This is a genomic window from Leisingera thetidis, from assembly GCF_025857195.1.
GTDB classification, from domain to species: Bacteria; Pseudomonadota; Alphaproteobacteria; order Rhodobacterales; family Rhodobacteraceae; genus Leisingera; species Leisingera thetidis.
The window spans coordinates 1,135,940-1,156,593 of record NZ_CP109787.1; the positions used below are offsets into that span (position 1 = coordinate 1,135,940).

The following is a 20,654-nucleotide window of genomic DNA, read 5'->3' on the forward strand; positions in this document are numbered from 1 at the left end:
TCCGGACCAAAAGGCGCATGACAGACTGGCCAGGCGTGCGGGCGCTTAGCCGTTCGGCATCGTCAGGGTGCGGTTGCGGCCGCCTTTCTGGTATTGCAGCTGGCTTTCGCCGATGGCGATCACCCGGCCCCCGTCAACACGGTCGCCGACCTGCACCTTCTTGTAGCGGCCCGAGGGCAGGCGGACCAGGGCGCGGCGGTCGGACGCGGTGCCGTAGACGCCGATCAGATTCAGCTTGCGCAGATTGATGGCGTTGCCGACGGTGGCGCGGCGGGCAACCGACGCGCTGGTCGGAATGCTCGGCGCCGCCGCGGCAGCGGCGGCAGGCACGGCAGCGGCGGTCTGGACCTGGTTCTGTGTATTGCGCCGGGCCCGGTCGACCAGATTGGCGAAATTGGCCGGTCGGCCGCGGGGTACGACCGACGCTGCGATGGCCTGGGCGGTGGCCGGCAGCTGCTCTTCTTCTGCCGGCTTCAGGCTGGCCGGCCGCTGGCGCGGGCGCAGCGAAGCCAGTTCCGCACGGCTGAGGCCGCCCAGCTGCGCCCGTTCGACCTGTTCTTCCAGATCCGAAGGCCGTGCCATGGGCCGTTTGCGTGACAGTACCTGGTTGCGCGCGACCGTCTCGGCCAGGGCTTCGGCGGCGGGGTCGCTGCGCTCCGGCGCGCGCGGCGGCGCTGCGTCAGGGCGCCCGAGATAGACCACGATGCCATCAGGGTTGACCGTGCCCTCGGGGCTGGCCTTCACCAGTCCGCGGCTGTCCAGAGCAAACGCCGAACCGGCTGCGGCCGGGGAGGCAATGGCGCCCGGCTCCTGATCCGGCAGGAAGCTCTCCGGCTGCGGCAGTGCCACGGCATCGGCAGCAATCTCCGTGCGGTCGACCGAAGCGGTGTAAAGCCCGTCCAGGTCCGGCGCGGAGGGGAGCGCCCCGAGGTCCGGTGCCACCGGCCAGATCCCGGTCGCGGCATAACGCGCGGCCTGGGCCAATTCATCCACCGGCCCGGTGCCGGCAGCATCTGCAGGGCTGGATGCCGATGAGGCCTCGTCTTCACCGCCGGACTGCAGAGCGCCGCCATCGGGAAAGGCGGTGTCCGTGCCGTCTTCCGGCAGTTCCACGCCATCGGCCGTTGCTTCATCTTCGGCCGAGGGGTCCTGGCCGGACGCGTCGGCCCAAGTGTCCTGCAGGCCGGGATCCGGCTGGTCCGCCAGCACGCTCACCTGCGGGGCAATGGCGGATTGCCCGCCGCCCGCAGCAGGGTCCTGCACGGCCCGGGGTGTTTCCTGCGGGCCGGCGCTCCCGTCCGTCTGCTCTTCGCCCGGGCCCGCAGCGGGAGCGGCGGCCGGGTGCTGCTCATTTGCCGGCGGCGCGGTAAAGAAGCTGTCTTCGCCAAACAAAGCCCAGACCGCAACCGAGGCCATCATCAGCAGCAGAAGCACCGTCAGGATCACCCCGAGGTAGCGGGGTTTGCCCCTTGATGCAGCTTTGCCAGCCGCGGGTGTTTCCGGCCGGGCGGCTGCAGCGCGGGGGGCCTCGCGCAGTGCAGCCGGAGCCGGAGGGATCGCCGGGCCGGGCGCCGGCGGCTTGGCCGTCCCCTGCGCAAGCGCGGCTGTTGCTGCGCCCAGCGGTTTCGCCGCCGCAGGCGGTGCGGGAACCGGTTTCGCGGCCAGCGCGGCATTAGGTGCGGACACAGGCGGAACGGCCTTGTTCGCTGCCGGACCCGCGTCGCTTCTGCGGCTGGCGAAACCAGCGGCCTGCTGAACCGGCTTGCCGTCCGTCTTGGCCGGCGGCGGCGCAGGCGGAAATTCTGCCGGCGTCGGAGCCTGTGCCGCTTTCTCGGGCGTCCTTCGGCCGGAAACGCCGGGCTGGTCGGGCAGCTCGGCATCCAGGGCCGGGGCTGTGCCTTCAGTTTCCGGCTTTGCCGTGTCTGCAGGCAGCGCGGAGGGCTGCGGCGGCTGTGCCTGCGCGGCGGTGCCTTCGGCGGGCCTGGCGACCTGATCCTCGGCGCTGTTATCCGCGGCAGGGTCCGGCAGCGCCGCCGGTCCAATAACCGAAACCGCGGTTTTGTCGGGCTCTACCTCTGTGCCGCGGATCGCCCGCGTGGTGCCAAAGAAAGGCTCGCCCCGAAATCCGCTGGTCTCAGGTGCCGCAACAAAGCTTACCGGGCCGAAACCATGCTCTACGGCAAAAGTTTCCGCCTCATCCAGCGTTTCCAGCGCAACGGCGGCTATATGGGTCAGGCCGCCTTCGGTGGAAATGTCAAACGCCAGCTCCGCCACCGGATAGGGCGTGGCGCCTTCCAGCGCCCGCCGGGCGGCAACAATCCGCTCCTCCGCGGGCAGATCGCCGGTCTCAGCTGTCAGATAGCGGATCTGGTCGTTGGGCAGGACCAGCTTGCTGAACACATTGTCCGGTTCAAGCCGCTGCGCATCCTCGCGCATCGCGGCCAGCGCGGCGGGCAGATCCTCGGCGTCAAACGGCGTGCGGGCCACGCTTCTCCAGCCGTCATCGGCACGGTGGAGAAGTTCAACGCCATCTGCGGAAAGCGAAAGAGCAAAAGCCGGTTTCATGCTTTGGGTCAAACCATCCAAATCCATACTGCCCGGGGCAGCCTGGCGCGCCCGGTGTTTTGCCGCGGACCTTAAAGCAGGAGTCTGCCGAGTTAAAGGAAAAGACGTCTGCGGGGGCTTGCGGGCGGCAGTTTGCCATCCCCATCTAAGGGGCATTGCAAAAGGAGCTTTTGAAAATGAAGGCAAGGAAACTTCTGGCGGCAGCCTTGATGTTGTCGATGAGCGCCGGCGCCCTGTCAGCGGGAGAGGCCGCGGCCTTGCGTCAGATCACCGTCAACGGGGAAAGCACCCTGCAGGTGGCGCCCGAACTGGCGACCATCACGTTGGGCGTGACCGAGGAGGCCGAGCAAGCTGCCGCGGCGATGAGCGCTGTTTCGGAGGCGATGAACGCGGTGATTGCGCGGCTGAAAGAGGCCGGTATTGCCGCAGAGGACATGCAGACCAGCCAGATCTCAATGCATCCGGTGTGGTCGCAGGACCGGTCCGGCAGCAATGGCGGGCGGCGTGAGATCACCGGCTTCCAGGGCTCGAACACGCTGATGGTGCGGGTCCGCGACCTGGCGCAGCTGGGGCCGGTGCTGGACGGGGTGCTGACGGCCGGCGCCAACCAGTTCCAGGGGCTGAGCTTCGGCGTCTCCGACCCGGCGGCGATGCAGGACCAGATCCGCGGCGAGGCGGTCAAGGATGCCATCCGCAAGGCTGAGCAACTGGCCGAAGCAGCGGGCATGGAACTGGGACCGGTGCGCTCGATCAGCGAGCACGGCGGCGGCGGCCCGCGCCCGATGATGGCGATGGAGATGGCCCGCAGCGACGCGATGCCGGTCGAGGCAGGAGAGCTGACCTTCACCCATTCCGTCTCAGTCGTCTTCGACATGGCGGTGCCGGGGTCCGAATAAGCCGGAAACAGCGAAGGCCGGGCAGGGTGCCCGGCCTTCTTTTCTGCGCAGTTGCGGCGGCGCGTCAGCTGCAGGCCTTGGCCAGCGCCTGATCCAGATCGCGGATCAGGTCGTCCGGATCTTCGATGCCGATGGACACCCGCACCACGTTGGGGCTGGCACCGGCCGCTTTCTGCTGTTCCGGCGACAGCTGGCGGTGCGTGGTCGAGGCCGAATGGATGATCAGCGAGCGGGTGTCGCCCAAATTGGCGACATGGCTGAAGATCTCCAGTGAATCCACCAGCTTGATGCAGGCCTCATACCCGCCCTTGACGGCAAAGGTGAACAGGCCGCCGGTGCCCTTGGGGTAACAGGTCTTGGCGCGCTCGTGATAGGGAGACGACGGCAGGCCCGCATAGGTCACGTAGTCGACGCGCGCGTCCTGTTCGAGCCAGGCGGCGATCTTCTCGGCGTTCTCGCAGTGCTTCTGCATCCGCAAGCTCAGGGTTTCGACGCCCATCAGCGTGTAATGCGCTGCCTGCGGGTTCATCGTCATGCCGAGATCGCGCAGCCCGATGGCGATGCCGTGGAAGGTGAAGGCCAGCGGCCCGAAGGTCTCGTGGAACTTCAGCCCGTGATAGGCGGTTTCGGGTTCGGACAGCGACGGGAACTTGTCGTTGGCGGACCAGTCGAACTTGCCCGAATCAACGATGCAGCCGCCGGTCACGGTGCCGTTGCCGGTCAGGTATTTGGTGGTCGAATGCACCACCAGCGTGGCGCCATGCTCGATCGGACGGCACAGATAGGGCGTGGCCGAGGTGTTGTCGACAATCAGCGGGACGCCGGCCGCATCGGTGATATCCGCCAGCGACCGGATGTCGGTCACATAGCCGCCGGGGTTGGCGATGGATTCACAGAACACCGCGCGGGTGTTGTCATCGATCGCCGCCTTCACCGCCTCCAGATCGTCGGTGTCGACGAATTTGGCCGACCAGCCGAAGCGCTTGATGGTCTGGCTGAACTGGGTGACGGTGCCGCCGTAAAGCCGGGTCGAGGCCACCACGTTGCAGCCCGGCCCCATCAGCGGGAACAGAGCCATGATCTGCGCCGCGTGGCCCGACGAGCAGCAGACCGCGCCGACGCCGCCCTCCAGCGTTGCCAGCCGCTCCTGCAGCACTGCGACGGTGGGATTGGTCAGGCGGGAATAGATGAATCCGACTTCCTGCAGGTTGAACAGCGCCGCGGCATGCTCTGCATCGCGGAACACATAGGCCGTGCTCTGGTATATCGGCGTCTGCCGTGCGCCGGTGGCCGGGTCCGGCTTGGCGCCGGCATGGATCTGCAAGGTGTCAAAACCGTAGGACGGTGCGTCGGTCATGAGAATGTCTCCCTGAAAGGCCTTTTCGTTTCGCGCGCACCACAGCATGGCTGCGCACAGAAGGCAATTGCGGGAATGCCGCGGCGGAAATCTCCCGCCCGCCGCCAGGCTGCGGGCTGTGATAGAGCGCCTTGCCGGACCAAGCAGGCGCGGCACCGCCCGGGTGTGCCGCAGATCGGCGCGGCGCCGTCTCCCATGGTGAAAAATATCCTGCAGATGGCGGTCGAGCTCACCCGGCAACAGGCAATGTCTTGAGCGATGGGCAAAGCCGGATCGGTCCCGGCTGACAGCACGGTGTCGGTCCTGTCCAGGTCATGACCATTTTCCAGCGCAAGAACCTGGTCCCGCCGGACGGCAAGCCTGCCACCTGGTGAGAATAGCGGGATGCCGTGCCCCGCACCGGCCGTTCTGCGGCAAGTCAGGCGGGTACTGATACCCGCAAGTGGGGCCTGTAGTGGGGCTGGCAAATGGCAGTCCCGGCTAGCATCCAGTTACATCATGATTTTTTAGAAAGATGGTGCCCCCACACGGACTCGAACCGCGGACCTACTGATTACAAAAATTCCTCAGGGCATTTCTCCGGATTTCGCCAAACTTCGCTGACCACCCATAAAAGACTGTTATTGCTTGATTATTATTGACGGTCGCTACGCTCTCCTCTCATTTTCAACGCCATATTCCGAAGCACACTGCTTCCTATATGCTTCCGGATTTTAAAATCGAACGTTGCGAGAGTGAAGAAACTGAGATGACAAAACTTACAAAACGGATCGTGGACGGGCTTGCCCCAGAGGCGAAGGAACGGATCATTTGGGACCAGGAATTGCCCGGATTTGGCATCCGCATCTATCCTACTGGCCGCAAGGTCTACCTCGTGCAATACCGCAGCAGTGGCAGGACGCGGCGCAAGAACCTTGGACAGCACGGAGTCTTGACGGCAGACGAAGCACGCAAAGAGGCCAAGCTTGTACAAGCCGACGTCGCGCGGGGCGGCGACCCCTCTGCGGAGCGTAAGGCAAAGCTGCGCAGCCTGACAGTGGCCGCACTGGCGGAACGGTTCCTAGCGGAGCACGTTGCACTGCATTGCAAGCCTTCCACGCATTACGATTATTCCAATACCGTTCGAGGCACGATCAACCCTGCCCTGGGGCCGATTAAAATCACCGAAATCACCCGCGCCGACATTGCCAACTTCCACCACCAGAAACGGGATACTCCATATCAGGCAAATCGTGCTGTCGCCCTGCTGTCCAAGATGTTCAATGTGGCCGAGGACTGGGGCCTGCGTCCGCAGGGCTCGAACCCAGCCACTCGGATCAAGAAGTATCGCGAAGTTGAAAAGAAGCGCTACCTGAACGACGCCGAACAGGCACAGCTTGGGGAAACCTTGTTTGAGGGCCTCGATTCAGGTGAGCTTTCAGAATACGTTGTCGCCGCCATTTACCTGCTGATGCTCACAGGATGCCGTCTCAAAGAAATTCAAGCGCTGCAGTGGGATTTTGTCACCTCGACGCATTTAGAGCTTCCAGACAGCAAAACAGGCAGACGGCGCATTCCTCTACCCAGAGAGGCACAGACAGTCCTGGACGCCTTGCCCCGCCGTGAGGGAAACCCTTACGTCATTCTGGGGGACAGTCCCGAAGGCCACTACAACGATTTGCAAAAGCCGTGGCGCAAGATCAGAGCCAAGGCCGGTCTGCACGACGTGCGATTGCACGATCTGCGGCATACCTATGCTTCGGTTGCTGTCACAAATGGGATTGACCCATTCATGCTCAAAGAAATCATGGGACACAAAAACCTGTCCACAACACTGCGGTACGCGCATCTCGCAGACGACGCAGTTCAACGAGCTGCCGGGTCGATTGCATCGCGTCTGGCTAGCGCCATGCAGAGGAGCGAAGGTCGTCCGCATGGGTTGCGTGCCGTGGGATAAAGCCGCATCAAAGCCCAAACTGAATTCACACAGAACTGCAAAATATGCGTCATAACCTTCCAAAGCTCCGTTTTCATAGGGACCAGTTCATTACCCTAAACGAAGGGTTCGACCGGGCCGGGCGTTTCACCTTTCCGCTCGAATGGACAGGTCAAGAAGCGTTTGCGTGGCCTGAAGCCGCGCCTGAATTATTCAGGAATGAGCGTGAAGAGTTAGAGAATGAGTTCCAGAGGTTGAACAAGAGGGCAACTGATCTGCATCTGATGGATACTTTCGGTATGGACGCTGATCAGCAGGAACAGGTTCAACAAGCTGCAGAAGATGCTTCTGCTCAGCGAGAACAGGCGCGAAACAAGCTCAGCCAATTTGGAAGAGCATATGACTCTCGTTTTATAGATGCCGAGGCGTACGCTAGACGTACCGAAGTTGAGGGTCTGCTCTGCCGGGCGATGGAGAAACGGGAGCTTCTACTCCATTTTGGAACGGGTACCGGCATAAGGCTGGGCGACTGGCAGGCTGACAACCGCTATTTCGAGATGAGTTTCGGGTTCAGCTATGTCATTGCACCCAAGAGCTACGGTGGCCGCCGCCGTTTCCCTGCCTATTTTAAGCTCCGCGATTTTAATGCATGGGCAGAGCCCAAAGAGGCTGAGCTCACTCCCTACGAAGCTGCCCCGATTGAAGAGCGAATGATCGAATGGTTCCTGAAGTACCGAGCGGTTTGCTTAGCTGAAGGCCGCAAAGTGCGGCAGGAAGACGTCAGGGCCGAGTGTGAAGAACACTTTGGGCGCAAGGATCTCGGACGCAAGTTTGAAGCGGTTTGGAAGCTGCTGGCGGTGGACGAAATCCGTAAGGTTGGGCGCACAAAAAAATCCGCCTAGCATTTCCTTGCGCTAGCACACAGGAACTTTTTGCAAGCCAGCTAAATAACTGAAATATATAAGTAAAAAAATACTGCCCGGCATTTCCCGCCCAAGAAAAAAGGCCCGGCGTCTATTTCGGCCTTCTGCGCCCATCTACCTTGTCCTCACAAACACTGCATCTGCAATCTGAGGCCACCAAATGATCAACAATCGCTTGAACGGGCACGATCCCGACACCCTAGTAGACGAGCGCGAAGCCGCATCGTTCCTGTGCTATTCCGTGCGCGCTCTTCAGAACTGGCGGCATCGTGGCGGCGGCCCGCGCTTCGTCAAAGTATCCTCGCGCTCTGTCCGTTACCGGCGCGCTGACCTTTTGGACTGGATTGCTGAGCGAACAGTCTCCCACACGTCGCAACCCATCTGACAATCAGTTTTGCCCTTGAAGGGTTGGTAGCACTTCAAGGGATTTTGGGGCCGGACGGCTCTTGCAGGGCGCGGGGTAAACGCACCTCGCGCCCTCTCTTTGTCTGCTGCCAGGAACCATCATCAAAAGGAAAACAACATGGCAAACCAGCCTATCCACAAAATCAGACTCGGGCTGATCACAGCCGCCATCTGGGACAATGACGGGTTCTATTCCGTCGATGTTACGCGGGCCTACAGGACCAGTGACGGCAACTGGCAGAGCTCTACCAGCTTCTCCCACGCGGACTTGCTCAACGTTGCCAAATGCGCTGAGCGCGCAGAAATCTGGATCGGGAGGCAGGTCAATGCTGCGAAATGACATCGATGCCGGGCATTCTGCCCGGCCCCAAAACCTTAGCTACCCCGCCGGAGGCGCAACTGGCACCCAGTACGGGCAAAGGGGGGTGATTGTAGCACCCCCCTCCAGAAATACAGATCAATCAAAACCTGCCGACATGACCATTCTCCACTGTGGCTTTGACACGCTGACGCTGGCGGTTCAGGCCAACATTCCCCCAGTTTTGTTTGACCATCTGGACGCTGAAAGGGAACGTGCGGAACAGGAACGCCAGGACGTGCTTGTCGAGTACAACGGCATCCACTTGCACCTTAAGTCACACGGCGGGCATGGCTACCGCTTTATTGCCAGCGGCGGCCCGCACGGGGCCACGTGGTTCTTCAAGAAACCGAACCCAAAAGACGCCTGGGGCATCCGCGTCAACTTCGGCTCCACCTTCCTTGCATTGAATGGATTGGGCGCCGCCAAAGCCCACCTGGAGATGGTGACAGCAGCCTTGGGCATCCGCTATGGCGCGGACGACATCAGCATTTCCAGGGCTGATTTCTGCGTGGATGTTCTGGCTCCGCATTTCGAACTGAACCCGGAGCAATTCGTCATGCACTCAAGCGCTGGCCGCAGGGACTTTGTGAAAGAAACGGACAAAGCCGTGCACGGCCGTTCAGGCCGCACAACCTCCGTAACGGTCGGCAGTTCCCGCAACCGGCAGGTCATTGTCTATGACAAGCGGGCCGAAATCATCCACTCAGGCAAAGCGCATTGGTGGGAGATCTGGAACATGGAACTGCGCCGCAATGGATTGAGCGAGGTTGATCCGAAATGCGCTGACAGCAGCAGGGTTTGGCGTGTCGAATTCCGCGCAGGCAAGGACCTATTGAAAGACCGCTGGAACATCCGCACCTGGGCGCAGTTCTTTGACCGCTTCGGCGACCTTTGCCGGGAAACAGGTGAAGTTGTCCGCTACACGGAGCCTAATGCAACGGATTGCAACCGCGCGAGATGGCCAAACCATCTCATTTGGGAACTTGCCTGTTCAGAAATGAATGGCGACCTGATGGAGATGCGCAGCGGTTGTGACCCAAACCCGCTCAAAGAGGTGCATAAGGAACAGCAGATATCCATGATCTTGCGGAATGTTCTCGGATGCACGGTCACATTGGCCGCACTGCGCGGCGTCCAGTACTCGGAGCTGCCCGGATTCTTCCAGACAACGGCAGACGAACTGACCCACAAGTCACGTCTGTACCCGGAAAAGGTCGCGAAACAACTGGAAGATGCCAGGAACCGCTATGTTTTTATCTGAAATGCACGGAAGTTCACGGTTTTTGTCGCACTTTACAGCCTGAAATGTACGGAAATGTCAGGAAATGCAGGTGCTCGGAAGTGCTAGAAAATGATAGAAAATGATAGAAAATGCTGGAATGTGACAGGATCTGCATGCTTCTGGATGGTCCCGCTTCGTCCAGCAACGCACTTATAGACCAAGTAAACCAAGCTTGAAGCGCTGCCATACGGCGGCGCTTTCTTTGTTCCCCCAGAAGGCCCGCACGTTGCCCTGGCCATCAAGAGCCCTTTGCAGACATTAGTCACCTTGTTTAAGCTTGCATGTGCAGTACGTCCCGAACTGCCTAAACCCTGCGGTCAGCGTGTTGTCCTGGGAAATCCGTTGCACTGGGAGTTCGCGGATCGCCCGATCAACATATGGAGATTCGCAAGAAGCTCCTCCGAGCCTATAGACAAAGTTGAGAATGCGGAGCAGAGGCCGGTTCAACCAAGCAGAATGACTCTAGGACAATCCAAAATATCCAACACGTCCCCCATACTGCCATCGCCTTCTTTCGAAGGAAAAATCAACGCTACTTTGGCCCGTGTCAAATCCCTTACGCGAGAAAAACTCCCTTCAAAGCCTAGAGATTTTGCTCTCTCATTGCCAAACTTTTCCAACTGCATAATCAATTGACTAGAATTCATCTCCTCCACATCCACTAAGACCGAAGTCGCATGTGGTGTCTTTTCTGCCATAAACTTATCGTCAATCTGACAGACATTGTATAAGAAAACTGTCTCAAGCCGAGCCGATCTCATGCAGCGTGTGAGCTCATCTACATTTGTAGTCGGAGTTTCTGTGCCTGCTTTTCTGCACTGCTCTCTCAAAATTTCGGACCTGCGCTCCGCATCGAAAACCAGAGGTAGAACCTGTGAATGATCGGGAACTTTTTTTCTATCGGCGGTGTACCCCGGGCAAACCTCCTCACATTGCTTCTTGAGCTTGGAACGATGTTGCGAGCTACTATAGTCCACGAAGTGTAGGACCAACCACAGCTCAAAGCACGGATCACTGGCCGCTATTCGCACATTATTCTTTGAAGCCAGTTCGATGGCGGAATGATAATGTTCATGATCATCACGATCAAATACCGCCCATACTTGATCTTGGTCACCAAATTCATCCCTATACTCTTCCGTCGAGATTTCTTGCTCTTTGGCAATCGACCGCCTTACCAGAGCACTCGGATCTGCGCCACCTTCTCCGAAAATTACTTCAATTGACGCTCGGCAATAGGAAACATTGTATGCCTCTATATACTCAGGTTCGGTGTTCACTCCTTCGCAGAAAATGTAAAACTTCTTTCTCCGCTCGCGCGACCCAGGAGAGCGTCGAGCCATTCTATTCGATCTATTCATTTGACTATACCTGCTTCCTAGATCTCACTAGCAGGGTCATCTTTTAAGAAGTGCCTGTAACTGAATTTCGCTGGAACAGCACCATAACGACCATCCAGGTACTGTTTCTCAAGAATTTCGTCTCGACGTACAGAGAATTCCGACAATGGAAAATATTCTGAGGCACCTCCATGAGATTTTTCTACGAACCAAATTTCGTCTCGCCGCAAGTGATCGGTGCTGAGAATATTAGTGTCGTGAGTTGTTGAAATCAATTGTGCGTTTTTTTTGTTGATTTTTCTATTCGTAAATAGCTCAATAATCGATCTCACCGCAAAGGTATGCAAGCTAGCGTCCAACTCGTCGATAAACGCTACACGCCCTTCGTCAAGAGTCTTGAAGATGTGGTTCAATAACTCGAGCAACCTTCTAGTACCCAAGCTCTCCTGATCAATATTAAAGTAGATCGCTTCACCGTTGTCGCTTCTATGTTCTAGCTGAAGACTCACTTCCTTCATGTCCGTAGGAAATATGTCCTCTTCGGGCAATTCTTCTTCATCATCTGAATGCTTTTGCATTACTCGCACAATATCATTCAAAATAGTGCGCTTCTTAGGTGTAAGGTCCGCTCGCCTTGTTTTGTATCCAATAATACCTGTGCCAATTAAGTTGAGAAACTTAATTGCGCGCTCGTCCACCTCCCCCTGTTCAAGAGAGGAAGTGACAAATTTATCGGCGAACGAGAGCTGTGTTGAAAGGTAGGATGACGAAAAAAATTGGGCGGCACCTGCTAATTCATCATGATTGTGCTGTGCAGCCACTGTAAGAAACAGCGCATCAGGCCTTGTAAGTTCAGAAATTGTCTTTTTTGCCCCTTTAAATGTAGCGCCAAAATCTATTTCATCTCCACTTCTGGAGAAGAGTTTCCTGCGGCGACCTTCTGGAAAGGCGTCAAGGTATTCTGAATGAATTCTTTCCGCATCATGTGAAAATCCATAGTCATATCGTGTCCCATTGAGGGTGAATGAGACGTCAAAGGTTGTAGGACAATCACTCCACCCCCCTCCCAGCAAAAATGGTTGATGCGGAATCTTTGCGTTCAATTTCCTTGGGCTATGTGATGTGAGTATCAAACTACGCATACGCTCGAATGCAGAGATCAAATTTGATTTCCCAGATGCATTGGGGCCATAGATTATGGCGCAGGGCAGCACACCTTCGGTCACCGATGGGATACTGACATCGAACGGTTCATGGCTCCCGGCGAGCTTTGTCGCCACCATTGAAAGAGTCTGTTGATCACCAATCGACATGAAGTTGGTTACACTGAAGCTAAGAAGCATCGTCCGGCCTTCACCTTTGTTCCACACCGCATTAGAACGCGATTTTTGTGGAAATTCCGTAAATTTGCTGACGAAACAGCTAATTTCTCACTGTTCGGATGTCAACTTGATCGTGTGGACTGGCGGCTCGCCACGCTACGGTGAACGAAGAATGCCGTGCACAGGCTAGTTCTTTCACTCGGCCCCAAGCTGGCTGCGAAGCATTGCGATGAAGTACACGACTACTTTGGTCGATAGCCGAGCTCCAGCATCGCAAAGTTGACCGCAGAAGCCCCGCCGGTCCGAGCGATAGGGTCAATGCTAACGCCTTGCGTAGGTTCTTGTTCGCCTGGCACAGCTGGCAGTTCTCAACTTCCAGCGCATTCATCTCGTCGGCGACGTTAATTGGATTTTCTTCCGGCATGGCGGTGCAGCGAACTTCTGGTTTCCGTCCGGTGAGAGCCATGGAGGCCGCAAACTGCTGGGCATTTGCTACTGCAGCGAATGTCCGGAAGGTCCCGTTTGGGCTCCGCTTTCAAACCTTGCCTTTCACACAGACCAAGAGCCTCACAGCGCCTGACCCACAGCATTCGTTTGTGAAAAAGTTTTCTGTAGCGATGCAGAGATGACACGCCAGAAATCTGCTTGCCGCTGCTTCCTATATGCTTCCGGACTTGAAAGCTGTGCACATCGCGCGAATGAGTAAGCCCTGCAAGTGTTTGATTTATATTGGAAAAATGGTGCCCCCACACGGACTCGAACCGCGGACCTACTGATTACAAATCAGTTGCTCTACCAGCTGAGCTATAGGGGCACTCATTAAGCACCGATTTCCGGGGCCGGACGCAGCGGCTGAGACAAGTCCCGGCAGGGTCCGGAGAGGAAAATGCATCCAGCCGGGCCTGTGCCGGGACACGTACTAAAGTCCGCAATGACCGTCAAGCCGGCATGGACCCATCATCCGGCACCAAATGCAGCAGGGGCGGTGCCTGTGCCGAACCGGACTGGCGTTTTCCGCACTGCCGGCAACCGCGCCTGCAGCCAGCCGGGGCAGAACGGCAGGCCCGGTTGCGCAGCGGCAGATCCTTCCCGCCGCATGCGCAATATTTGACCTCATAGCCGGGCCGCAGTACTTGTGGAGCGGAACACGCCCGCAAACACAGGTCAGGTCATGCAGGTCATCATCCACTGCGGGGCGCATGCCACTGAGGAAGACCTGCTGCTGAAGGCGCTGCTGAAAAATGCCGGTGCCTTGTCCGGACAGGGGACCGCTGTCCCGGGGCCGGGAAAATACCGCACGCTGCTGCGGGAATGCATGGAGGCGATGAAGAATGGCGCTGCCGCCGAGGACGCGCCGGACGTGCTGTGGGATGCGATCCTGGATGACGGCCAGGCGGGGCGGGTGATTCTCTCCAATCCGCATTTCTTCGGTTCGCCGCGGCTGTCGTTGGCCGGCTGCAGCCTGTACCCGGAAGCCGAGCAGCGGCTGCAGGCGCTGCAGCAGCTGTTTGCCAATGATCAGCTCGAGATTTTCATGGCGCTGCGCAACCCCGCCACCTTCCTGCCGGCGCTGTTTGCCAATTCCAGCCGCGCCACCGTGCGCAAAATCCTGCGCGATTGCGATCCGGTGCAGGTGCGCTGGTCCGGGCTGGTTGAACGGATCCGGCAGGCTGTGCCCGAAATGCCTGTCACGGTCTGGTGCTACGAGGACCTGCCCATGATCTGGGGGCAGGTGTTGCGGGATCTGGGCGGGATGGAGATGACCGCGCCGGTCAAGGGCGGGCTGGACCTGCTGGAGGCCCTGATGCAGCCTGCCGGGATGGCGCGCCTGCGCTCGTATCTTGCGGCGCATCCGGAGATGCCGGAGATCCACAGGCGCCGGGTCTATGCCGCGTTCCTCGAAAAATTCGCGCGCCTGGACGCGCTGGAGGAGGAGCTGGATCTGCCCGGCTGGACCGGGGCGCTGGTGGAGGAGATGAGCGAGATCTACGAGGAAGATCTCTATACTGTCCAGCGGATGCCCGGCGTTGCGCTGATCGCGCCTTAGGGCAGGCAGCCCTCCTTTCCTGCCACCGGCAGCCCCTGACGGGCGGGCAGGCCCGGGCGCGGGCCTATTGCAAGGGCTGGCCGTTGCGGCCGAATGCCAGGCTTTCGGTGCTGAGGTCGTCATAGGTGAGCTCCACCGCGACCTGCCGGATCGAGCCCAGCGGATAGCTGCGGTAGGGCAGGCCGTCTTCCTCCTTGATCATGTTGGGAAAGCCCTCCTCCAGGTGGCAGTCCGGCAGCGGCCAGATTTCCGGCGCATTGCCGTTCACCCCCAGCTTGACCTGTGCCAGCCCGCAGCGCCAGGACCACAGATGGGTCACGTACAGCAGATCCTGGCCATTGAACTCGCGCACATGGATCCAGTTGGCCCGGGTCGCCGCCAGGATCGGCTTGACTTCCACCGCGGTGGTAAAAAGGCCTGCCGGCTGCTGCGGCTCTGCCGTCAGCGTTCCGGCCAGCGGGGGTTCGGCCAATGCGGATCCGGCCAGTGCGGATCCGGCCGGGGCGGGTGCGGCAGCTGCCGCGGTGTCCGGCGCATTGGCCGCCGGGCCGGGCTGCGCTGCGGCGGCAAGAACGGCCAGAATCACGTCAATCATCTTCATATCTCCCCGGTTCGCGCCCCGTGTATCACGGATCCGCATGAATTCGCCTGCAGGCCGGTTGCGCGGCCTCCTGCAGGCCTGTAGCTACTCTATCAGGCAGATCTATCCGCCCGGAAGAGACGGAAAACGGGGAAAACCATGGCAAATGCCCCCTTCAACGTGATGATCGTCGGCCAGGCGGGCCGGCTGCAGTATGAAGCCGTGCTGTTTGCCGCCTCGCTGCGCCATTGCTCGCCCGGGTTTGCCGGACGGCTGTTTGTGGCGGTGCCGCAGCCCGGGCCGCTGTGGCAGAAGGACCCCGGCATCCGCAACCAGGAGGTGCTGCAGGCACTGGCGGATCTGGGCGCGGAAACTCTGCCGTTTGAGAGCAAGGTCTTTGGCGCTGCCTATCCCTATGGCAACAAGATCGAAGCGCTGCAGGCCCTGCCCAAGGGCGAGCCGTTTGTGTTCTTCGACACCGATACGCTGATCACCGGCGAGCTGGAGGATGTGCCGTTTGATTTCTCCCGCCCCTCGGCCTCCCTGCGGGTGGAGGGCAGCTGGCCCAAGCCGACGCTATACGGGCCGGGCTACAGCGGGATCTGGCAGTCGCTGTACAGCCGCTTCGGCCTCGATTTCCTGTCCAGCTTGGACCTCAGCCAGCCGGATGAGCATTGGAAGCGGTACCTGTATTTCAATGCCGGCTTCTTTTACGGCGCCTGCCCGCGGGCTTTTGGCAAGCGGTTCCTGGTCTATGCGCAATCGGTCAGGAACGATCCGCCGCCGGAGCTGGTCTGCCAGTCGCTGGATCCCTGGCTGGACCAGATCGTGCTGCCGCTGGTGATCCATTCCTTCGGCGGCGGCCGGGATGCGCTGCCGCCTGGGTATCTGGACGGGGAGACCAGCTGCCACTACCGGCTGTTCCCGCTGCTCTATGCGCGCGAAAGCGACCGGGTGGTGGATCGGCTGCACGAAGTGGCCGCGCCGAACCGGATCAAAAAGGTGCTGAAGGCCTATGAGCCGGCAAAGCGCATGGTCTATCAGGGCCGCGGCGAGAAGGTGCGGGCGCTGTTCGACCGCGGAAACCTGCCCCGGCGCGAGCAGGCGATCCGCAACAGGATCAAATCCGAAGGCTTCTGGATGCGCTGACGCCGTCCGCTCTCAGGCCCGGACCGCACGCTCGATGCTGCGTGCGAATTGCAGGAGCCGCGCATCCGAGCCCTTGGGGCCGGTGATATGCAGCCCTGCCGGCATCCCGTCCGAGGAATGGCCGAACGGGATCGAGACCGAGGGCAGTTCCATTGGCGGCGTCAGCGTCACCGTGCGCCAGTCTTCGGTGATCTCTGCGTCGCGCAGATCGGCCGAGAAGGGCAGCCCGGTGGCTGTGGGCCATAGTGCAAAGTCATAACGCTCGAAAAAGGCGGCAACATCCGTCCAGACCCGGGCGCGGGTCTTCTGATAGGCGATCAGCTCCGCCAGGCTGCGCCCTTCCGCCTGGGCGCAGGCGGTGCGGAAGCTTTCGCCTGCCAGCGCCATGTCCGGCTCCAGCGCCGCCCGGATCTGCAGCGCGCATTGGCCGCGGATGATGGCGCCATGCGCCAGCAGCGGCGTCAGGGCCGGGGCGTCCTCCGCCACCTGCCAGCCCAGCTCCCGGCACAGCAGCTCAACCGGTGCAATCGCCGCCTGCACCGACGGGTCCACGCCGGCGCCGAAGGGGGACAGCGACAGGGACACCCGGCCGGACCCCGGCGCAGGGGCCTGCTCAAGGCCGGCAAGGTTTGGCAGCTCCTGCCAGAAGCCCAGCGGCTGGCTGGCGGCATTGCCCTGCATCACCTCCAGCATCAGCACCAGATCGCGCACTGTCCGCGCCATTGGCCCCGGCACCGACAGCCCGTCAAACGGCGCCGGATTCGGCGCATAGGGGATCAGGCCGGAGGTCGGCCGGCAGCCGACGACACCGCACCAGGCGGCGGGCGTGCGGGTGCTGCCGCCAAGATCGGAGCCGTCGGCCAGCGCCACCATGCCCGCCGCCAGCGCTGCGGCCGCACCGCCGGAACTGCCGGCCACGCTTTTCTCCGGGTTCAGCGGGTTGCGGGTGGTGCCGGAAACCAGGTTGCTGGTCTGGCCGGAAAGTGTGAATTCCGGCGTGCTGCTCTTGCCGGTGATCACCGCGCCGGCCGTCCGTAGCCGCGCCACATGCAGCGCGTCAAAATCCGGCACGTGTTTTTCAAAGCTTCGGGATCCCCAGGTGGTGCGCAGGCCCTTGGTCTCGAAGCAGTCCTTGATGGCCAGCGGCAGCCCGTGCAGCGGGCCGGCAAAGCGGCCTTCTGCCGCCATTGCATCCAGTTCCGCCGCCCGCGCCTCTGCCGCCTGCCAATCCAGGGTGACAAACGCGTTGACGGTGCCTTCCCGCGCCTCGGTCTGCGCCTTGTGCGCCGCCAGCACTTCGCGGGCGCTCAGGCTGCGGGCGCGCAGCAGGGCGGCCATATCCTCGGCGGTGAGCGCGGTGATGTCAGTCATGCGGCAGGTCTCCCGGACATTGGCGTGAGCGGCTGCCGTGAAACTAGGGAGGCGCGGTGGCGGGCTCCGTTCTGAAACCGGCCTCAAAACTGTCCGTCAGCGACCTCGCGCGACTCAGCGGCGCAGCCAGCGGTGCACGGACGCCTTGCCCCTGCGGCAGGCTTCCTCCAGCCCGGCCCCCTGCGCCAGAAAACAGGCGATGGCGGTGGCCAGGCTGCAGCCGGTGCCGCGTTTCGAAACCGCCAGTCGCGGTGCCGCAAAAGGGAGAACTGCACCATCCGCCGTGAACAGCAGATCAATGCTCTCGGCACCTGTGCCGTGGCCGCCCTTGACCAGCACCGCCTGCACGCCCTGCGCCAGCAGTGCGGCGGCCTGCGCTTCGGTGCCGCCCCGCACTCCGGACAGCGTCTCCAGCTCCGCCAGGTTCGGGGTGGCCAGCAGCGCCCGCCGCAGCAAGGCGTCAAAACCCTCTGCCTCCATCAGCGTGCCGCCGGAACTCGCCTTCAGCACCGGGTCCAGCACGATCGGCAGATCTTCAGGCAGCGCGGCGGCTACCGCTTCGGCCACTGCAGCAGAGCCGAGCATCCCGATCTTCGCGGCGCCGGGGGCGGGCGGTGCCGCCAAGGCGGCGCGCGCCTGCTGTGCAACGGCCCGAGGCTGGCAAGGATAAACGGCCAGCACAGCGGCATCGGTCTGCACCGTCACTGCAGTGACAACCGGGCGGGCCGTCACACCCAGCTTTGCCGCCATCGCGGTATCGCGCGTAATCCCCGCGCCGCCGCTGCTATCGGTGCCGCCAATCGCCAGGACCGCAGTCATGCGCCGCCCCCGGCGGCCAGCAGCGCAAGGTTGCCATAGCCCGCCTGCTGCAGATCGCGGGCCGCCGCCCAGGCGCGCAGCCCGGTACGGCAGCACAGCACAATCCGGCCACTGTGCGGCAGCCCCGCCGCCGCCAGATCCGCCCGCGCAATCCGCCGCGCATTGGGGGTGGGCAAACGGGGGGCTTCGGCGGCATCGCGCAGCTCGATCACCGTGTCCCGGTCTGAAAGATGAGCAGCTGCAACAAAGGGCAGGGCGTCTTCGGGCTCTTCCGCATCATCAAAACGGAAGCTGCTGGCCTGCAGTTGGTCCAGCCGGAAAACAAACAGCTGCCCCCGCGGCGACGGCTGATGATTCAGCAGCGCCTTCAAGGCCAGCTGCGCCTGCAAGGCACCGATCAGGCCCACGGCCGGCCCCATCACGCCGGCAGTGGCGCAGGTCGCGGCTTGCGCGGGCAGGTCCGGGAACACCGCGCGCAGCGAAGGCCCGCCGCCGCAGAACCCCCCGGCATAGCCCGATTGCCCCAGCGCCGAAGCCGAGATCAGGGTTTTGCCCTGCCGCAGGCATTCGTCCGACAGGGTATAGGACACCGCAAAACTGTCCGCCGCATCCACCACCAGATCGGCCCTGGCCACCATCTCGACCGCATTGGCGGCATCCAGACGGCGCACCATTGCAGTAACCTGCAGGTCCGGATTTGCCGCCAGCAGGTGCCGCCGGGCGCTCTCCGCCTTGGGCAGGCCAATATCTTCCATGGCGTAAAGCACCTGCCGGTGCAGGTTGCTCTCCTCCACCCTGTCAGCATCCATCACGGTGATCCGGCCCACGCCGGCGCCGCCCAGATACTGCAGCACCGGGCAGCCCAATCCCCCGGCGCCGACCACCAGCACATGCGACCGGGCCAGCCTTGCCTGCCCTTCGGCGCCGACTTCCGGCAGGATCGTCTGGCGGGCGTAGCGGCTCATGTCCGGCAGGCCTCCACCCATTCGCGGGTGCGGGCCTCGGGGTCGTCCGCCAGCTGGATGTCTGTCACCACCGCCGCACTGTCGGCGCCCGCGGCAAAGACACCGGGCAGCCGCTCCGGTGTCAGCCCGCCGATGGCCACCAGCGGCGTGTCGCCGGCCATCTGCTTCCAGCGGCTGACCCGCTCCAGCCCCTGCGGCCCCCATTTCATCTTCTTCAGAAGCGTCGGGTAGACCGGCCCCAGAGCCACGTATTCCGGCCCGAAGGACAGCGCGCGCTCCAGCTCGCTTTCGTCATGGGTCGACAGGCCGAACCGCACCCCCTTGCGGCGCAGGGCGGCAAAATCCGCGGTGTCCATGTCCTCTTGCCCGAGGTGGACAAAATTGCAGTTCAGATCCAGCGCCGCCTGCCAGTGGTCGTTCACCACCAGCTGCGCATCATGCACAGCGCAGAAATCGCGGGCACGGGCAATCTGCCGCCGCATCTCGGTTACAGACTCATCCTTGATGCGCAGCTGCACCAGCTTGACCCCATGCGGCACCAGCAGCTCCAGCCGGCCGACATGACCGGTGATCAGGTAGAAACGTTCCATCATGCAAGCTCCGCCAATCCCAGCACCGGGGTCGAGGGCACCGCCATGTCGCGCGGCTCCATCGGATCGGCCTCAAAGCCCTGGCGTCCGGCCTCGACGGCGGCCGCCATCGCGCGGGCCATCCCCACGGGGTCGCCTGCCTTGGCCACGGCGGTATTCAGCAGCACCGCGTCCATCCCCAACTCCATCGCCTGCGCCGCATCCGAGGGCCGCCCGATGCCGGCATCGACGATCAGCGGCACCCCGGGGAAATGCGCACGCATTGCCCGCAGCGCATCCGGGTTGCGCAAGCCCTGGCCCGAGCCGATCGGCGCCCCCCAGGGCATCAGCAGCTCGCAGCCCGCCTCCAGCAGCTTGCCGCCCACAACCAGATCATCGGTGGTGTAGGGGAAGACCTGGAAGCCTTCATCGCTCAGGATCCGCGCCGCTTCCACCAGCCCGAACACATCCGGCTGCAGAGTGTCGGCATGGCCGATCACCTCCAGTTTGATCCAGGGCGTATCAAACAGCTCGCGCGCCATATGGGCGGTGGTCACCGCCTCCTGCACCGAATGGCAGCCGGCCGTATTGGGCAGGATCCGGCAGCCGCTCTGCCGCAGCCCGTCCCAGAAGCCGGCACCGGAGCCATCGGCGGTCTCGCGGCGCAGGGACACGGTGAGAATCCCGGTGCCGCTGGATTTCACAGCTTCCGCCAAAATGGCAGGCGACGGATACTGCGCGGTGCCCAGCAGCAGCCGCGAGGCGATCTCTGTTCCGTAGAATTGCAT

The 20,654-nt window shown here is 61.6% G+C and carries 18 protein-coding genes and 1 tRNA gene; 8 read left to right on the forward strand and 11 right to left on the reverse strand.

The genetic code is table 11. The features are described 5' to 3' along the window. Positions 1 to 45 precede the first annotated feature (45 nt). Positions 46 to 2,565, reverse strand: coding sequence for a hypothetical protein (locus OKQ63_RS05430; RefSeq protein WP_264212943.1), 2,520 nt, complete (start codon positions 2,563 to 2,565; stop codon positions 46 to 48). Positions 2,566 to 2,741: 176 nt separating this feature from the next. Between OKQ63_RS05430 and OKQ63_RS05435 the strand changes: the two genes are divergently transcribed. Continuing rightward, a complete protein-coding gene (locus OKQ63_RS05435) occupies positions 2,742 to 3,461 on the forward strand; it encodes an SIMPL domain-containing protein (protein ID WP_264212944.1) in 720 nt (239 codons plus the stop codon). 64 nt (positions 3,462 to 3,525) lie between these two features. On the opposite strand, the gene OKQ63_RS05440 is transcribed toward OKQ63_RS05435, so the two are convergent. Next, positions 3,526 to 4,818, reverse strand: coding sequence for an O-acetylhomoserine aminocarboxypropyltransferase/cysteine synthase family protein (locus OKQ63_RS05440; RefSeq protein ID WP_264212945.1), 1,293 nt, complete (start codon positions 4,816 to 4,818; stop codon positions 3,526 to 3,528). A gap of 748 nt (positions 4,819 to 5,566) precedes the next feature. Between OKQ63_RS05440 and OKQ63_RS05445 the strand changes: the two genes are divergently transcribed. The 5 genes from OKQ63_RS05445 to OKQ63_RS05465 all read left to right on the forward strand — a co-directional run bounded on the left by OKQ63_RS05445 (position 5,567) and on the right by OKQ63_RS05465 (position 9,683). Beyond that, positions 5,567 to 6,754, forward strand: a complete 1,188-nt coding sequence (locus OKQ63_RS05445) for a site-specific integrase (protein ID WP_264212946.1) — start codon at positions 5,567 to 5,569, stop codon at positions 6,752 to 6,754. Between the two features lie 44 nt (positions 6,755 to 6,798). Next, the gene (locus OKQ63_RS05450) at positions 6,799 to 7,635 is read left to right on the forward strand and encodes a hypothetical protein (RefSeq protein ID WP_264212947.1); all 837 of its coding nucleotides are present in this window, start codon (positions 6,799 to 6,801) and stop codon (positions 7,633 to 7,635) included. Positions 7,636 to 7,816: 181 nt separating this feature from the next. Continuing rightward, positions 7,817 to 8,041, forward strand: a complete 225-nt coding sequence (locus tag OKQ63_RS05455) for a helix-turn-helix transcriptional regulator (RefSeq protein WP_264212948.1) — start codon at positions 7,817 to 7,819, stop codon at positions 8,039 to 8,041. 138 nt (positions 8,042 to 8,179) lie between these two features. Then, positions 8,180 to 8,401, forward strand: coding sequence for a hypothetical protein (locus tag OKQ63_RS05460; protein ID WP_264212949.1), 222 nt, complete (start codon positions 8,180 to 8,182; stop codon positions 8,399 to 8,401). Beyond that, the gene (locus OKQ63_RS05465) at positions 8,388 to 9,683 is read left to right on the forward strand and encodes a hypothetical protein (protein WP_264212950.1); all 1,296 of its coding nucleotides are present in this window, start codon (positions 8,388 to 8,390) and stop codon (positions 9,681 to 9,683) included. Before OKQ63_RS05460 ends, OKQ63_RS05465 begins: the two co-directional genes overlap by 14 nt. 464 nt (positions 9,684 to 10,147) lie before the next feature. On the opposite strand, the gene OKQ63_RS05470 is transcribed toward OKQ63_RS05465, so the two are convergent. From OKQ63_RS05470 to OKQ63_RS05480, 3 genes are all read right to left on the reverse strand, one after another. Further along, complete coding sequence (locus tag OKQ63_RS05470) at positions 10,148 to 11,047, reverse strand: RloB family protein (RefSeq protein WP_264212951.1); 900 nt, start codon at positions 11,045 to 11,047, stop codon at positions 10,148 to 10,150. Between the two features lie 35 nt (positions 11,048 to 11,082). After that, on the reverse strand, positions 11,083 to 12,357 hold the full coding sequence (locus OKQ63_RS05475; RefSeq protein ID WP_264212952.1) for an AAA family ATPase: 1,275 nt from the start codon (positions 12,355 to 12,357) through the stop codon (positions 11,083 to 11,085). A 747-nt stretch (positions 12,358 to 13,104) separates the two neighbouring features. After that, positions 13,105 to 13,180, reverse strand: a tRNA-Thr gene (locus OKQ63_RS05480). Positions 13,181 to 13,537: 357 nt separating this feature from the next. On the opposite strand from OKQ63_RS05480, the gene OKQ63_RS05485 reads away from it, so the two are divergent. Continuing rightward, entirely contained in the window at positions 13,538 to 14,413 is an 876-nt protein-coding gene (locus OKQ63_RS05485; RefSeq protein WP_264212953.1) for a hypothetical protein, read from the forward strand. Positions 14,414 to 14,477: 64 nt separating this feature from the next. On the opposite strand, the gene OKQ63_RS05490 is transcribed toward OKQ63_RS05485, so the two are convergent. Further along, complete coding sequence (locus tag OKQ63_RS05490) at positions 14,478 to 15,008, reverse strand: hypothetical protein (RefSeq protein ID WP_264212954.1); 531 nt, start codon at positions 15,006 to 15,008, stop codon at positions 14,478 to 14,480. Positions 15,009 to 15,152: 144 nt separating this feature from the next. Between OKQ63_RS05490 and OKQ63_RS05495 the strand changes: the two genes are divergently transcribed. Further along, the gene (locus tag OKQ63_RS05495; protein WP_264212955.1) at positions 15,153 to 16,142 is read left to right on the forward strand and encodes a GT-B fold glycosyltransferase domain-containing protein; all 990 of its coding nucleotides are present in this window, start codon (positions 15,153 to 15,155) and stop codon (positions 16,140 to 16,142) included. Between the two features lie 12 nt (positions 16,143 to 16,154). Here OKQ63_RS05495 and OKQ63_RS05500 read toward each other — a convergent pair whose 3' ends face one another. From OKQ63_RS05500 to OKQ63_RS05520, 5 genes are all read right to left on the reverse strand, one after another. Further along, entirely contained in the window at positions 16,155 to 17,513 is a 1,359-nt protein-coding gene (locus tag OKQ63_RS05500; protein ID WP_264212956.1) for an amidase, read from the reverse strand. A 114-nt stretch (positions 17,514 to 17,627) separates the two neighbouring features. Next, the gene (locus tag OKQ63_RS05505; protein WP_264212957.1) at positions 17,628 to 18,332 is read right to left on the reverse strand and encodes a hydroxymethylpyrimidine/phosphomethylpyrimidine kinase; all 705 of its coding nucleotides are present in this window, start codon (positions 18,330 to 18,332) and stop codon (positions 17,628 to 17,630) included. Beyond that, positions 18,329 to 19,297 (reverse strand): HesA/MoeB/ThiF family protein, encoded by a 969-nt coding sequence (locus OKQ63_RS05510; protein WP_264212958.1) that lies wholly within the window; start codon positions 19,295 to 19,297, stop codon positions 18,329 to 18,331. Before OKQ63_RS05510 ends, OKQ63_RS05505 begins: the two co-directional genes overlap by 4 nt. Continuing rightward, positions 19,294 to 19,887 (reverse strand): thiamine phosphate synthase, encoded by a 594-nt coding sequence (locus OKQ63_RS05515; RefSeq protein WP_264213881.1) that lies wholly within the window; start codon positions 19,885 to 19,887, stop codon positions 19,294 to 19,296. The genes OKQ63_RS05510 and OKQ63_RS05515 overlap by 4 nt, the downstream gene beginning before the upstream one ends. Beyond that, on the reverse strand, positions 19,887 to 20,654 hold the full coding sequence (locus OKQ63_RS05520) for a thiazole synthase (protein WP_264212959.1): 768 nt from the start codon (positions 20,652 to 20,654) through the stop codon (positions 19,887 to 19,889). The genes OKQ63_RS05515 and OKQ63_RS05520 overlap by 1 nt, the downstream gene beginning before the upstream one ends.